Origin of the sequence: Nocardiopsis sp. NPDC057823 (genome assembly GCF_042797335.1) — a bacterium.
Taxonomy (GTDB): domain Bacteria; phylum Actinomycetota; class Actinomycetes; order Streptosporangiales; family Streptosporangiaceae; genus Nocardiopsis; species Nocardiopsis changdeensis.
The window spans coordinates 316,802-330,608 of the sequence record NZ_JBHVLR010000002.1; the positions used below are offsets into that span (position 1 = coordinate 316,802).

At 69.9% G+C, this 13,807-nt stretch carries 11 protein-coding genes; 7 read left to right on the forward strand and 4 right to left on the reverse strand.

Features of this window, described 5'->3' with window-relative positions; translation table 11 throughout:
* The first annotated feature begins 22 nt into the window (after positions 1 to 22).
* The gene (locus tag ACFVNO_RS05695) at positions 23 to 814 is read left to right on the forward strand and encodes a hypothetical protein (RefSeq protein WP_355255323.1); all 792 of its coding nucleotides are present in this window, start codon (positions 23 to 25) and stop codon (positions 812 to 814) included.
* Between the two features lie 121 nt (positions 815 to 935).
* On the opposite strand, the gene ACFVNO_RS05700 is transcribed toward ACFVNO_RS05695, so the two are convergent.
* Entirely contained in the window at positions 936 to 2,810 is a 1,875-nt protein-coding gene (locus tag ACFVNO_RS05700) for a DNA/RNA helicase domain-containing protein (RefSeq protein ID WP_378889673.1), read from the reverse strand.
* Between the two features lie 119 nt (positions 2,811 to 2,929).
* Between ACFVNO_RS05700 and ACFVNO_RS05705 the strand changes: the two genes are divergently transcribed.
* Genes ACFVNO_RS05705 through ACFVNO_RS05715 form a run of 3 tightly spaced genes read left to right on the forward strand, consistent with a single transcriptional unit; the run spans position 2,930 to position 6,529 of the window.
* Positions 2,930 to 3,904, forward strand: a complete 975-nt coding sequence (locus tag ACFVNO_RS05705; protein WP_355255317.1) for a hypothetical protein — start codon at positions 2,930 to 2,932, stop codon at positions 3,902 to 3,904.
* Entirely contained in the window at positions 3,904 to 5,811 is a 1,908-nt protein-coding gene (locus ACFVNO_RS05710) for a DNA/RNA helicase domain-containing protein (protein ID WP_355255314.1), read from the forward strand. Before ACFVNO_RS05705 ends, ACFVNO_RS05710 begins: the two co-directional genes overlap by 1 nt.
* Positions 5,812 to 5,869: 58 nt before the next feature.
* Entirely contained in the window at positions 5,870 to 6,529 is a 660-nt protein-coding gene (locus ACFVNO_RS05715; protein WP_355255311.1) for a hypothetical protein, read from the forward strand.
* Here ACFVNO_RS05715 and ACFVNO_RS05720 read toward each other — a convergent pair.
* From ACFVNO_RS05720 to ACFVNO_RS05730, 3 genes are all read right to left on the reverse strand, one after another.
* Positions 6,480 to 7,664 (reverse strand): hypothetical protein, encoded by a 1,185-nt coding sequence (locus tag ACFVNO_RS05720; protein WP_378889678.1) that lies wholly within the window; start codon positions 7,662 to 7,664, stop codon positions 6,480 to 6,482. The two genes, ACFVNO_RS05715 and ACFVNO_RS05720, sit on opposite strands and share 50 nt — an antisense overlap.
* A gap of 441 nt (positions 7,665 to 8,105) precedes the next feature.
* A complete protein-coding gene (locus ACFVNO_RS05725; protein WP_378889681.1) occupies positions 8,106 to 9,155 on the reverse strand; it encodes a hypothetical protein in 1,050 nt (349 codons plus the stop codon).
* A 181-nt stretch (positions 9,156 to 9,336) separates the two neighbouring features.
* A complete protein-coding gene (locus tag ACFVNO_RS05730) occupies positions 9,337 to 10,329 on the reverse strand; it encodes an HNH endonuclease (protein ID WP_378889684.1) in 993 nt (330 codons plus the stop codon).
* Positions 10,330 to 10,467: 138 nt separating this feature from the next.
* On the opposite strand from ACFVNO_RS05730, the gene ACFVNO_RS05735 reads away from it, so the two are divergent.
* The 3 genes from ACFVNO_RS05735 to ACFVNO_RS05745 all read left to right on the forward strand — a co-directional run bounded on the left by ACFVNO_RS05735 (position 10,468) and on the right by ACFVNO_RS05745 (position 13,523).
* A complete protein-coding gene (locus tag ACFVNO_RS05735) occupies positions 10,468 to 11,841 on the forward strand; it encodes a serine/threonine-protein kinase (RefSeq protein WP_378889687.1) in 1,374 nt (457 codons plus the stop codon).
* A gap of 138 nt (positions 11,842 to 11,979) precedes the next feature.
* Positions 11,980 to 12,375, forward strand: coding sequence for a hypothetical protein (locus ACFVNO_RS05740; RefSeq protein WP_378889690.1), 396 nt, complete (start codon positions 11,980 to 11,982; stop codon positions 12,373 to 12,375).
* Positions 12,376 to 12,581: 206 nt separating this feature from the next.
* Positions 12,582 to 13,523, forward strand: a complete 942-nt coding sequence (locus ACFVNO_RS05745) for an MBL fold metallo-hydrolase (RefSeq protein WP_378889693.1) — start codon at positions 12,582 to 12,584, stop codon at positions 13,521 to 13,523.
* Positions 13,524 to 13,807: the final 284 nt, after the last annotated feature.

The following is a 13,807-nucleotide window of genomic DNA, read 5'->3' on the forward strand; positions in this document are numbered from 1 at the left end:
GTCTCCAGCCCCCGGAGGTTCCGTGCAGTCCACCCCTGAGCACAACAAGCGATGCGAGCAGGCCGTCAGGCCCACCTGTGTCTGCTCCACCTGCGGAACCAGCCTGCACGGGTGGTCCGGCCATCTCGAACGGGCCCGCAGAGGTGTGGAAGGGGTGCGGGAGCTGAGCGGGCCGGCCGAAGAACAGTGGCTCGAGCAGCGGCGACGCTTCCAGGAGAACCGCCGCCAGGCGCCCACCCGGTACCTGCGGCGGGCCGGTGGCGCGGTCGGCGTCGCCGCCCTGGTCTCCTGGCTCGCGGAACACGAAGGCACCGTGAACCGGCTGGAGAAGTTCGGCAACGCGATCCACCGGGACGTCTTCGGCGACGGGTTGGGTGCTTTCGCCGCACAGCAGTCGGACACGGACCCGGCCTACGCCGAGTACGGCCGGGAGGTGACGGGCCACTTCTGGTGCGCTCTGCTGGCCGCGATCGCCGATGCCCTGGACCGGGGCGCCGACCTCCTGGGCAAGGTGCCCGACGAGGTCGGCGCCGCGGTCCGGGAGCACGGCGAAGCCGCCGACTGGGGCCGGGCGCGCATCCGGCTGGCGGAAGTGGCGCTGCGCCTGCTGTGGCGGAGCGCGCAACTGCTGCTGGGCGCGGACCTGCCGTCCGCTGTTCTGCACCTGCGTGTCTTCGCCGTCCTCATCTGCCCGGACCCGGGCGGCCACCTCCGCGTCGCCCGCGACTGCCTCCGGCCCCTGGTGCGGGACACCGCGCGCGACCACCTCACCGCGGGCATGGACCCCGACTGGCTCTGGGGCGACAAGCCTTGACCGCACCCTCGCGGGGACCGGCACGGCTGGAACCGTCGAAGCCCAGGAACCCGGCTCGCCCCGGGGCGCCGGTACCACCCGAGGGCGGGCGGGGCGCGAGGCCCCGCCCGCCCGGCTGCGGTCAGACCGACGCCCCGATGAGCGACTCCAGGTACTCCTGGGTCTCCGGATCGGTGGAGAACAGCACGGTCTCCCGCATCCCCCGGGTGAGCAGGACCTTGTACGTGTTGCGGATGAGCGACTCCGCCTCCTGGTCGGTGGCCTTCCGGGACAGCGCCGGGTCGCGGTTGGCCTTGCGGTCGACCACCAGGTGGCCGTCGCGGAACACCAGGTCCGGTCCCAGGATCACTCCGGACCGGTCGTACTCGAACCCCTGCGCCGTGTAGACGCAGCCGACCTGGTCGAAACCGCCCTCCTCGGTCGCCCACAGGGCGCTGGGCGGTGCACCGGGCAGCCACGTCTCCAGCCGGCTGTTCCAGGGACGCTCCCACGCGCCGATCCGCACGTCGTTCGCCAGGGGCCGGTCCTTCTCGGCCTTGCTCCACGGCCAGCAGTAGCCGGCGCTGATCCGCGCCGACTCACCGGCATCGAGGAAGGAGCGCAGATGGGTCTCCAGCTCCTCGGGGGAGGGCGCGGTACGGAGGACGAAGTCCCCGTCCCCCTCCCAGGGGATCGGTCCGCCGGGGGCGAGGCCCAGTAGGCGTAGAACCCAGTGCTCGTAGCGGGCGCTGCCACCGCAGCGGAACTGCCCTGACAGGTCGACCTGGCTGACCTCCAACCCCATGGCCTTCGCGTGCTCGCGGATCGTCGCCACGGTGCCCATCTCTCCGGGGCGTACCACCTGGTGTTCGTCCAGGAGGAACACCGGGACCCGGGCCGCGGCCAGCAGCTCCTCCACCTGCGGGCGACCGGTGCGCAACTCCTTGCGGGTGTAGCGGTTCGCCGAGGTCTCCCGGATACGGTGCGCCTCGTCGCAGATCAGGACCTCGAACTGGTTCTTCGAGGCGTCCATGAAGCTGTTGAAGTACTTGAACATGTTCTGGACCCGGGGACTCCCCTTGCCCGCGACCCTGCGCATCGTCTTGGTGAACGCCTGCGAACCGGTGGCGTGCAGGGTGCTCACGCCCTTGCGGGAGAGTTCTCCGAGCAGGGAGAGCGCCACGACGCTCTTGCCGCTGCCAGGGCCGCCGCTGATGATGACGGCGGTCTTGCGGTCCTCTTCGTGGGCGCGCTCCACGGCGTGCAGGACGGTCTGGAAGGCGAGCTGCTGATCGTCGAGCAGGACGAACTGTGAACGGTTCTTGACCTCTTCGGCCGCCACACCCATCAGCTGCCTGCTGGGGCGGATCTTCCCGTTCAGCAGGCGGTCGGCCGCCTCAACCCCGGACTTGGGAGCCAGCCTGGCCTTGAGGAAGTCGAGGAACTCGCCGCGGTGCTGGGCGGTGAAGAGGCGACCGTGGTCGTCCTGGGGGAGGTCGAAGAGATCGCGCACGGCCGGGTCGTAGGCGTTGTGCAGGTAGGCCGCGCCGCGCAGCTGCTCGGCGGGGGTGTCGAGCGAGGCGACGAAGTCGCCGATGTACTCGCAGTACCGCCGTACCTGCAGGACCGGGTGGAGCTTGGCGCCGCCCGGCTGCCCGGGGACCAGGACCCTCGTCGGGTCGTCCTCCAGGGATTCGGCCTCGCTCCACTGCTTGAGCTCGACCACCACATAGCTGGGTTCGTCGGTCACCGGGTGCTGGCCGGCCAGGACGACGTCCACCCGCTTGCTGGTCAACGGCACCTTGTACTCGATGAGCATCTCCACCCCGCCCAGACCCGCGTCGACCAGATCGGTTGCCAGCGCGGGAAGGCTCCGCTCCCAGGATCTGACCTCCGAGGGGGAGGGGGAGCGCTTGGAGGTGTAGCGCACGTGTTCGGCGATCAGTTCCCCCAGTTTCGCCTCCAGGGGCGATTCGTGGGAGGACAGGGAGGACGCGGAGCGGCGGTAGGCCGTCAAGTCACACTCCAGGGGATTGTTCGCACAGGGCCGGGTGGAGCCGGGGTGTCTCAGGGACTTCGTACCATAGGGAACCCCTGCGACAGAGCCGATCCCGCGAGGGGTGGGGCGGTCGGACCATGGACGAGAAGAGGATCGTGGGCGAGGACGGCGTCACCGAGGTTTACGTGTACGTGGGCGAGAAGGGTGCCGCCAACCTGCGGCGGGGCATCGAGCGGTCCGTCTGGGGGTGGAAACCCGACACCGCCGAACAGAGGGCCCACCACGAGGTGCTCGCCTCGTTGAAGAAGGACGACCGCCTCTACCTCGGCCATCTGGGGCTCGGGAGGATCTCCGGGCCGGAGGCGCAGACCAGGACCGTGCCCGAGGTGGTGGTCGCCCGGCTGACCGGTGGCCTCTACCAGGACGACGCTCCGGTCTGGGACGACGACGTCTACCCCTACCGCGTCCGGTTGGTGGTCGAGGAGACCCTCCACGACGTCACCAAGGAGCACCCCCGCATCGGCCCGGAGGGTATCGAGGCGCTGCGCCGGTCGGCCTGTGCCCAGGGCGGGCCCTACCACCCGGAGACCCGGGAGTCCGTCATGGAGCAGGTCCTGGAGGAGGCCCTTCGGGAGCACGGCGGCGAAGAACGCCTCCTCGACTCGGAGGACCCGGCCGACCAGGTTCTGCTCGACCTGCCCCCGGTACTCGACGTCTCCGCGTACGTGCACGTCCGGGCCGAGCAGAAGAAGCTGCGCGCGAAGAAGCTCAAGGGTCGGACCGAGGTCCCCTGCGACCTGTGCGGGCAGACCCTGCCCAAGAGGCTCGTCCACACCGCCCACATCAAGCGCCGGAGCCGAAGCGACCACGCGGAGCGCACCGACCTCAACAACGTCATGTTCGCCTGCACCCTCGGCTGTGATTCCCTCTTCGAGCACGGCTTCGTGTACGTCGACGGGGGAGGTCGCATCCGTCCCTCCGCCAAGGCCGAGGGAGAGCCACTGAGCACCGCGGCGCAGCGCCTCGGCGACCGCTGCCTCGCCTTCTCCGCCAAGAACGCCGACTACTTCGCCTGGCACCGTCAGACCATCGCCGCAGTAGAAGAGAGCTGATGTCGCAGACCCCCTCCACCCCCTTCGACTTCGTGCACGTGGCCAGTGTCGGTGACACCGCGCGGGCCCTACAGCATCCCGGGTTCATCGAGAGATGCATCGCCGCATACCGAGAGGCCGGATTCGGAATCCCCGGGGAATCCGAGATCCGCAGCTGGCGTAACAGTTGGCCGCCGCTGCTCGACGCTCTGGTCAGGGCCGGACTTGAGGACCTGCGGATCTACCTCGAGTTCGGGACCCCGGAGGGGCACAGTCGGTTCGACGCCCTGCTGCTGGGGTGGACCTCAGCCGAGCGAATCGCCGCAGTGGTCGTCGAACTCAAGCAGTGGACTGACGCCAGACCCCTCCCACACGGTCAGGTCCACCTGCCCTGGGACGACAGCACCAAGATCCATCCCGTGCTTCAGGTCGCCGGGTACACGGCCTTCCTCAAACGGTGGTTCGACTCCCCCGAAGCACAGCTGGACGTGCGCGGGCTGGCCTTGCTCCACAACGCTACCGAAGCGCAGGTGGGGGCGATCGAGGATTCCTCGCTGGGACCGTACGTGCACCCCGTGCTCAGCGGAGAGCGGATCAACGGTGCGGCCGACGCCGATGCACTGCGCTCCCTGTTCCACTGCTCAGATGTCATAGGAGCGGACAACCGACTGGTGAAGGCGTTCGAGACGGCGTCCTGGAGACCGAACCGGCAGTTGCTGTCCATGGCGGCCGAGGCCATCGATCGCGATCCGGCCTTTGTTCTCATGGGAGACCAGCAGAGCGCCTTCTTGGGGATCAGGGCCAAGGTCGATGAGGCGCTTGCCAGTGGACGTAGGAGCATCGTGCTGGTGGAGGGTGGTCCGGGAAGCGGGAAGACCATCCTCGCCATGCGCTTGCTCAGGTCCTACATCGGCAGGGATCAGGATGGGCGGGTCCAGCGCAGGGCGCTCTACCGTTCTCCTTCCAAGACCCTCAACACCAACCTTCGCGAGGTCACGAGGGATGTCGCAGCGGCAAAGTCCCTCTTCGGCTACACCAGCGGTGCGGTTCTCGACACGGACCTGGTCATTCTCGACGAGGCACACCGGGTGAGCCGAGTGGATGGGGTGTTCGAAAGATATGTCATGAGGAGCCTGGCTCGCGTTCCGGTCGTGGTCATCTTTCTGGACGAACGCCAGAGAATCCGGCCTGATGAGGGACTTACCGGATGGGAAGTGCGTGATCTGGGAGAAAAGCACCGTATCGAGGTCACCGGTCACCGGCTGAGGGGAGGATTCCGGTGCAACGGTTCGCGAGAGTTCACCGACTGGGTGGACCGGCTCCTGTACGGCGAGCCTGTCGCATGGCGTGGGAAGGGCTATGACCTCGGCGTCGCCGACGACCCTTCACAACTCGAGGAGTGGCTGCGGGAATGTGTGGAGCAGGAACGTTCGGCGCGGATCGGCGCGGGTTTCTGCTGGAGTTGGTCGCAGCCCGCTCCCGGCCTCCAGTTGCCCGGTGTCAGCATCGAATGGCACGACGCGCATGAGGGTCACCCCCGACGATGGGCACGTCCGTGGAACCTTCATGAGGAGGAACGCACCGCCGACCGAAGCCGGGTCGTCAGACCCAAGAGCCCGTTCTGGGCGACGCACGCAGGTGGTGTCGACCAGGTCGGTTGTGTCTATACCGCGCAGGGGCTGGAGTACGACGACGCCGGGGTCATCATCGGTCCGGATCTGGTGCGCCGTGCCGGTCACTGGGAGGCGCATCCGGAGCAGAGCCGCGATCCCAGGATGAGGGGTGTGGGACCCGAGCTGTACCTCGAGCTCGCCCGGAACACCTACCGGGTGCTGATGACCCGGGGGATGAAGTCGTGCCGCCTGTACTCCACCGATGAGGAGACCCGGGAGTTCCTGAGATCACTCATGCCGACCAGCCGGGGGTGACGCTGTGAATCGTGGGGAACCCCGGACCCACCCGGGGTTCTCTGCGAGCATCGGTGGCATGGAACTCAAGCCTTCCCATCTCAGAACGCTCACCGGTTCTGCGGGTGTGCGGACCGTGGACCTGAGAATGCGCGACGGGACGGTCACGGCCCTCTACCACCCGGTCGAGGACCAGGCCCGGCTCCGTGCCGGTGGCCGGACCCTCGGCGCGCGACTGGGTGTCTACCAGGTACTGCAGGCGTTGCCCCTGGGGGAGTGGGTGGCGGTGGACGCTCTCACCGAGCGCGAGCAGAACATCCTGCCGGCCGTCCCGGTATGGGCCCGCAAGCGAGGGAAGCGGAAGGTTCTGCGCCTGGCGGACATGCCTCTGCGCTTGGATCTGCTCCTGGTCCGGGGAGGGAGCTGGCGCACAGTCCTGGGACGGGCCTGTGCGCTGGGAGCGGTCGCTCCCCGCACTGTTCTGTGTTCTCCGCTCCGGCAAGAGGAGGAGCAGGCCCGGTTGGAGGCCGCCTATCGCGGGGTGGGGCTCGCCGAGGTTCGGGAGGACGGCGTACGGCTCCTGGAGCGTCCGTCCCGGCGGATCCCGGAACCGATGGCCCCATTTCACTGGCGGCTCGCCGAGCAGGTGTTCGGGAGCATTCACCAGGGCTCGGACCGTGCGGAGGTATTCACCGGTACCAGGTGTTCCGTCGCTCGGGACGCCCGGCCCAGAACCTGAGATACGCGGGAGCGGCGAACACTTTCTCGTACTCGGGCACATCCTTGTGGTGCCAGCTGTCCAGCCCGACGGCGCTGTCGCACACCCGCCTCCAATATTCCCTCGCCCCCTCGGGGGAGGGCTGACGCGCGATTTCGGCCCACAATCGCGACCACACGGCCATGTTGTGCGCGTGCGCGTCCCGGGCGTCCACGGGGTCGAGAAATCCGGTCGGCGGTCGGCCACCGGAATACCGGTGGTGGTCATCGGCCCACTGCGCGCAGGCGGAACAGAAGCAGTCCCTCGCCTCCTCTTCCAGGTAGCGCGCCAGCTTCGCTCCCCGGATGTACCGCATCAAGGGCCGGTAGAGAACGTTCGGGCTGGAGTCCGAACCGCGCCAGGGGCGACTGCCCGGAGGGGCGGCATGCCGAGCACTGGAGGTGTCGCCGATCGAGGCGAACACGGCCCCGTGCACCATGGCGTCCACCGCGGCCAGGTCCGTACGCAGCAGTGCGATGTCGGAGCAGGAAGAGATGACCTGTCGCAGCCCCTTCGCTCGGATCTTCGATCCTGTCGGATTGTCCTTGTCTCCCAGAATGAGGGCTTTGGGTAGACGGCTCCGGTGCAGTAGGGAGATCAGGGTATCCGTGCGTTCAGTGAGCCATTGCGCGTCGATGGGAACGGCCAGGATCAGGGTGGGATCGGATGCCTCATCAGCTTGGGCGACCGCCTCCCTGAGTGCTTTTTCTCCGTCTTCGTCGCATCTCAGATATCGGGTCGGGGTGAGGTGCAATCGGCGCCCGCCAGGTTGTGGTTCGGCGCTCTCAGGGCTCGGCCGAGGGGCTGGCACACCGGGGAGCGGGAGTTGATCGCTTCTGGTGAAGGGTGCCGCGGGAGTGGCGAAGTGTCTCTCATACTCCGAGGGATCCAGAACCGTGGGACATTCGGGGCAGGCGTCCATGACGAACGAGTTCAGGTTCTTGGTCGCTTCTGCGCCGGAGAAGACCACACCGCTGCGGTGCGCCGACACCTGGTTCAGGGGCGCCTTCGCCGTGTCCTTGACGTGGAGCAGGATGCGCCCGCGCACGGCGGCCAGCGGGTCGATCGGATGGGGATCGGTCGACGGGGACAGGGTCCGCCCGGGGGGAGTGGGCACGGCTTCACCTCATGGGGGTCCGCTACCTGATCACCCGGTGGTCTTCCCGGTTCTGCGTTCCAATTCGCCCGGTTGTCCGCTTCCGGTCACGTTCTGACACATGGCTGGGGCTTATGGTGACCGTGAACGGTCATGAGGTACTCGGACGGGAGGGGCCACCGAACCGAACCCGGCTGCGGCCGTGAACGCGGGCGCGATGGCGTCCCTGCGGCCATTGCCGTCCTGCAGCTTCGCCGGCCTTCTTCGGTGCGCCTTCCTTCCCCGGAGCCGCTGACCTCCCGATCCCTGGAGACCGAAAAAGCGGTGGAGAGGGAAGTGGCCACACGGACCGGGCGGGCACCGAGGAGCCTCGCGGCTGCAGTGTTGCGCCGTGTCCCCGGGGAAAGGGGAGTGGAGAGCCGTCAGCGGTTCAGGTGGGCTGGACCCTCTGCTGCAACCGGTTCAACGTGGGTTGGCGCGAGAAGCCTCTGCGGGGTCCACGTTGAGTACGTGGACGCCCCCGGCCGAGGAGACCACGATCGTGCCGTCGGGGGTGGCCAGAAGATCGTATACCTCGGGCGGGACCGACCAGGGGAGGTCGACCTTCTTCGGGTGGTCCGTGTCCAGGAACAGGTGGCACAGCCGCCCTGGAAGCTCCTCCGAGGAGGCTCGTTCCTGGACGAGGACGGCGACCGGACGTCCGTCCCACTCGGTCACTCGCGACACCGCCACCCACGGAACCCTTTTCGTGAACACCGGCTCCAGATCGGGCAGGGTGACGATGTCCCCGGCCTCGGCGAGGTAGGTGTGCCCGGCCGCGTGAGCGATCTCGGCGGCCCGGCCCTCGGGGACCCCCGTGTGGAGACTGACCTTCCCCACCCAGGAACCGTCATCCGCCCGCCGTACGTGGATGAAGGGTTTGTCGATGACGCTGAAGTCGTCGGCCTGGAACTCGACGACCTCCTCGGTGGTGGGACATGCCAGATAGCCGTGCTGAAGGGTGAGGCGCTCGCTGATCTCCCGGTACCGGTAGTGGTCGAAGGCCATGTCCGGGATCGGTTCGCCGACGGCCAGGTCCACAACCGAAACCCAACGGTGGTACGGCCCCCTGTCGCTCTCCTCATGCAGAAAAAGCAGGTCGCGGCCACGGTGGTGGCCCAGGGCCAGATCACACACGGCGTGGAACCGTTCCTCCGTCCCCGTGCGGGGGAGGGGGAAGACCTTCAGAACGTCCCCGTCGCGCACATCGGTGATCTTCAGGGTTCCGGAGGTGGTGGACGCCAGGACGGGGGCGGGGCCGAGTGAGGGAAGGCCCACCAGGTGAACTGGGGAGCCGAAGGAGTTCACGGGACCCAGAGGATGGAGACCCGCCAGGTCGAAGGGGACCGCGAGCCAGTCGTCGGTGAAAAGGCCGGGTCCGGACTCGGCCTCCACACTGGCCAGCAAGGTGTCCTTGACCAGTTGAAGGCGTGCTCCGTTCCAGCGCTCGTCCAGCAGACGGATCTCCTGCATCGGGCCTTCTCTGTCGGTTCGGTTCTCCCGCATGCTGAGGGAGAAGGGCGGGGTCGGTGGTCCCGGGTGACCTCGTGTACCTCGGTGGAGACCAGATAGCCCTTTGGGCCCAAGTCCAGGATCCCCCGATAGGGCTTGTAGGCGCTGTCGTAGGAGGTTGGCCGACCGCCGTGGTGTTCGTTCAGGTGCCTTCGTTACCAGGAAGGTTCGGCTCCTCTTGGAGGAAGACCGTTCTCATGTGGTGCCGTAGGGCGTCGACGGCGGGGCGGTCGGCCTTGTTCTCGGGGAGGCGGATCTCTGTGCCTTCGAGAGCCGTGTACTCCGCGGCCGCCTCGCCGTGCAGGCGGGGGCTGATGCGGACGGTGAAGTCGGGGGAGACGGCGATGTAGCCCGCGTCGAAGAGCCTGTGCAGGTCGGCGCGCAGCAGCAGGCCGTTGTCCAGGCGGTGCAGGCCGCCGTCCGCGACCGGGTGGATGTGGGCGGCCTCCAGGGCGGGCGGGAGGTCGAGGCCGGTGATGGCGCACCTGCCCCCGTAGGCCTCCAGCAGGGCCAGCTTGAACGCCTGCTGGCCGAGACGGCGGCGCACCCGGCCGTATCCGCCCCGGGTCGGCCCGTCATGCTGCCAGGTGGCGGTGTCCTCGGGGCCGTCGTTGACGGGGTCGCCGATGGCATCCAGGACGCGTTCCGCGATCGGGGTGAAGTACGCGGCGTGCCGGTCGTCACCGAGGATGTCGTCGAAGCCTTGACCCTGAACCTGGTTCTTCGTGAAGCCCGGGGGTGCGGGAAAGGTCGTGCCCTCCTCGAAGAACACCGGGTCGCGCAGCATGATGCAGCCGATCAGGGGGTCCTCACCGGGTCGGATCGCCGGTTTTCCGTTCTTGACCCGGTACCGGTTGAGGGCGTCCCTGAGCTCTTCCGGAGACTTCCTGCCGTTGCCCTCGCCGAAGGCCTCCCAGGCACTGGAGATCGGAACCCGGGCGAACCTGCTGAACACGGCCCCGCCCACGATCCTGTTGTGCGGGTACCGGGTCTTGAACAGGAAGAGGTCTCCGGTGTCGATGCGCTTGAAGGCCTGCTCCGACGAGGGGCGCCAGAAGTTGATCTCCTTCAGGTGGGAGCGCTGCGCGAGGAACTCGGCCCAGGAGTGGTCAGTGACTCCGACATATGCCTTCATGAAGTGAATTATGGCTATTTCTGTGTCCCGTCGGGTGGTGGGACGGTGGCCGGATGCGGCGCCGGGATGCCTTGGCGATGGGGGTTCTGGGATCATCGGGGCGACCGAGGAGCGGACCCCCTACGCGAAAGCGGTGCCATGGCAGACCCCCTGCGCGACGGCGACCCGGACCGGATCGGCCCCTACCGGCTGGAGGGCAGGCTGGGCGGCGGCGGGATGGGGCGGGTGTTCCTGGGGCGGTCGCCCGGCGGGCACCGGGTCGCCGTCAAGGTCGTGCGGCCCGAGCTGGCCGGGGACGAGGACTTCCGGCGCCGGTTCGCCACCGAGGTGAAGGCCGCCCGGCGGGTCGGCGGGTTCTACACGGCGCCGGTGGTCGACGCCGACCCCGAGGGGGACCCGCCGTGGCTGGCCACCGCCTACGTACCCGGGCCGTCGCTGCACCGGGTGGTCGCCGACCGCGGTCCGCTGCCGGCGGAGGAGGCGGCCGCGCTCGGGGCGGGGCTGGCGGAGGGGCTGGCGGCCGTCCACGCGCAGGGGATCGTGCACCGCGACCTCAAGCCCGCCAACGTGCTGCTGTCCGGGGAGGGACCGCGGCTGATCGACTTCGGGATCGCGCGGGCCCTGGACACGACGTCCTACACCCGCACCGCCACGGTGCTGGGCACCGCCTCGTTCATGTCGCCCGAGCAGGTGCGGGCGGAGCGGGTCGGCCCGGCGTCGGACGTCTTCTCGCTGGGCTGCCTGCTGGTGTTCGCCGCCACGGGGCACGGCCCCTTCGGGGAGGGGCCCGGACACGCGGTCGCCTACCGGATCGTGCACGAGGAACCCGACCTGTCCGGACTGCCCGAGGCGCTGGCGGAGGTGGTGCGGGACTGCCTGGCGAAGGACCCCGGTGCGCGGCCCGACCCCGGTGCGCTGACGGCCCGACTGGCGGCGCTGGCGCCGGCGGACGGGCGGGCCGTCGGCGACGGGTGGCGGGAACCGGAAGGGGCCACCGAGGTCCTTCCCCGGGCAGGGGCGCCGCGGCCGACGGCGGTCGTGACGGAGGTCGCGGGTGGGGCGGACGGGCCTCCCGGGGCTGGAACGGACCCGGAGCCGGACGGCCGCACCGGCCGGAGGGCGGTGGGCCTGGCCCGCGCCGCGTTCCTCGGGATCCTGGTCATCGTCGTGCTGGCCATGGTGGGCCTTCTCTTCCCCGGTTCGCCGACAGAGGCGATCGTGGTGAACCTGGTGGCGGGCCTGATCGAGGCGCCGCTTCTCTTCCTGGGGGCGTGGCGGCTGTCCCGGCGTGGGGAGAACGGGAGGCGGATGGTCATCGGGGCGGGTATCGCGGCGTCCGTGCACGGGGCGAGCATCATCGTGCAGGTCTTCTTCCTGGGAGGGCCGGTGGCCTGGGTGCTGATCGCCATCGTGTTCGGCCTGGTGAGCGCCGGTACGGCGGCCGGCGCCGTGTCCGCGGCCGCCCATCCGGACACCGTCCGCTGGTGCGCGGGCGGGGCCGGGGTGCGGTGAGCGCGGCGCCTCCGCCGCGGCCCGCCGGGTTCCGGACCTAAGACCCTGGAGCGGTTCCCGGGGCTCGGATAGGTTCGCGCCACCGCGCGGTCTCCCGGCCGCCGGTTCACGGCAGTGCGCCGACGCGATGGAGGAAGCGTGTACGGAAAGACCGCTGTCGAGTGGGAGCAACTGGTCGCCGCGACCGTGGGCTTCCTGGAGGAGCGCGCGCGGGCGGGCGCGGTCGTCACCTACACCGAGCTGAGCCGCGCCCTGGTGGTGCGGACCGGGCAGCGGGCCCTGGACTTCTCCCAGCCGGACGACCGGGCCGCGGTGGGGCGGCTGCTCGGCGAGGCGGTGGACCGGACCCTGCCCGAGGTCGGCGCCATGATCTCGGCGATCACCCTCTACCAGGGCGGGAACGACCCCGGACCGGGCTTCTACGCCCTGGCCGGGGACAAGGGCCTGCTGACCCCGAACGCCTCCCCGGCCCAGCGGCTGGACTTCTGGACCGGGCAGGTGAACAGGGTCTACGCCCACTACCGGTACCGCTGACCGCCGGTCGCGGGCCCGGGAAAGAACGGCCCGACGTCGCCCGGCCGGTGCGCACGAAGGCGCCCCGCCTACGGGGTGCGGCCCCTGAGACCCCCGGGCCTCCAGGGCCCGCCACCGTGTTCCCCCGACTTCCCCCGACCTGAGGGAGGACCCGTGGACCTCCGTGCCCGTCCCGAGGGCACCCGGCCTCCGGGCCGGTGGCCCGCATGACCGGGCGGCCCCGGCCGTTCGCCGTGCTCGACGGGTTGACGGCCCCCGACCTCGCCGCCTGGGACGGCCTGTGGCAGGAGCCGGCGCCGCCGGAGCCCGGAGCGCTGCGCGTGAAGTTCCTCGGGGTGTCCACCCTGCTGCTCCACGACGGGGAGCACGCCGTCCTCACCGACGGCTTCTTCAGCCGCCCCTCGCCGCTGCGCTTGGCCCTGGGCGGGATCGCGCCCGACCGGGCGCGGATCAGGGCCTGCCTGCGGCGGTACGGCGTCGGCCGGGTCGACGCGCTCTTCGTGGCCCACTCCCACTACGACCACGCCCTGGACTCGGCCACGGTGGCCGCCATGACCGGGGCGACCCTGATGGGTTCGGCCTCGACCCGGAACATCGCCCTGGGCCAGGGCTTTCCCGGGCACCGGTTCCGGGAGGTGGTGACGGGCCGGACGGTGGAGGTGGGCGGCTTCGAGCTCACCGCGCTGCCCGCCGCGCACAGCCCCGGGGACCGGGCCCCGGGCAGCGTCCGGGTGCCCCTGCGGACCCCGGCGCGTGCCTCCGGCTACAGGACGGGTGACTGCTACGCGCTGCACGTGCGCCACGGCGGACGCGGACTCCTCGTCCAGGCCAGCGCCAACAGCGTGCCAGGGGCACTCGACGGGTACCGCGCGGAGACCGTCTACCTGGGCATCGGTGCCCTGGGCAGGCAGGACAGGGCCTTCCGCGAGCGGTACTGGGAGCACACGGTGACCGCGCTCGGGGCGCGGCGGGTCGTCCCGATCCACTGGGACGACTTCCTGCGCCCGCTGCACCGGCCGCTGCGGCCGCTGCCCCTGCTCTTCGACGACATGGCGGCCAGCATGGACTTCCTGGTCGGGAGGGGGCGGGCCGACGGGGTGTCCGTCCGGCTGCCCCGGTTGGGACGGGACGCCGACCCCTGGGCCTGAAACCCCGGGGCGCCCCGCGGGAGGCCGGGAACCGGTGCCGCGAATACGCCCTCATCGTGCTGCGGGTCTCACCGGGGACGTGAGCGAAGCCCGGGGTTCGCGGCGCCTGGGGCTTTTGTCGCTATCCGGACTTCTTCCTCTGGGCGCCGCCGCGGGGCTCGGCTAGGTTCGTCACGCAGCGTGGTCGGCGCCGCGGGCGGCGGCCGCTTCAGAGCCGGCGTGTACGGCAGGGCCGAAGAGGGGCGGAATCGGTCGGCTGACGCGGTCGCGTTCTTCCTCGCTGA

Coding starts and splice junctions, on each gene's coding strand:
- ACFVNO_RS05705 (WP_355255317.1), top strand. CDS start 2,930: ATGGACGAGAAGAGGATCGTGGGCGAGGACGGCGTCACCGAGGTTTAC.
- ACFVNO_RS05710 (WP_355255314.1), top strand. CDS start 3,904: ATGTCGCAGACCCCCTCCACCCCCTTCGACTTCGTGCACGTGGCCAGT.
- ACFVNO_RS05715 (WP_355255311.1), top strand. CDS start 5,870: ATGGAACTCAAGCCTTCCCATCTCAGAACGCTCACCGGTTCTGCGGGT.
- ACFVNO_RS05725 (WP_378889681.1), bottom strand. CDS start 9,155: ATGCAGGAGATCCGTCTGCTGGACGAGCGCTGGAACGGAGCACGCCTT.
- ACFVNO_RS05730 (WP_378889684.1), bottom strand. CDS start 10,329: ATGAAGGCATATGTCGGAGTCACTGACCACTCCTGGGCCGAGTTCCTC.
- ACFVNO_RS05735 (WP_378889687.1), top strand. CDS start 10,468: ATGGCAGACCCCCTGCGCGACGGCGACCCGGACCGGATCGGCCCCTAC.
- ACFVNO_RS05745 (WP_378889693.1), top strand. CDS start 12,582: ATGACCGGGCGGCCCCGGCCGTTCGCCGTGCTCGACGGGTTGACGGCC.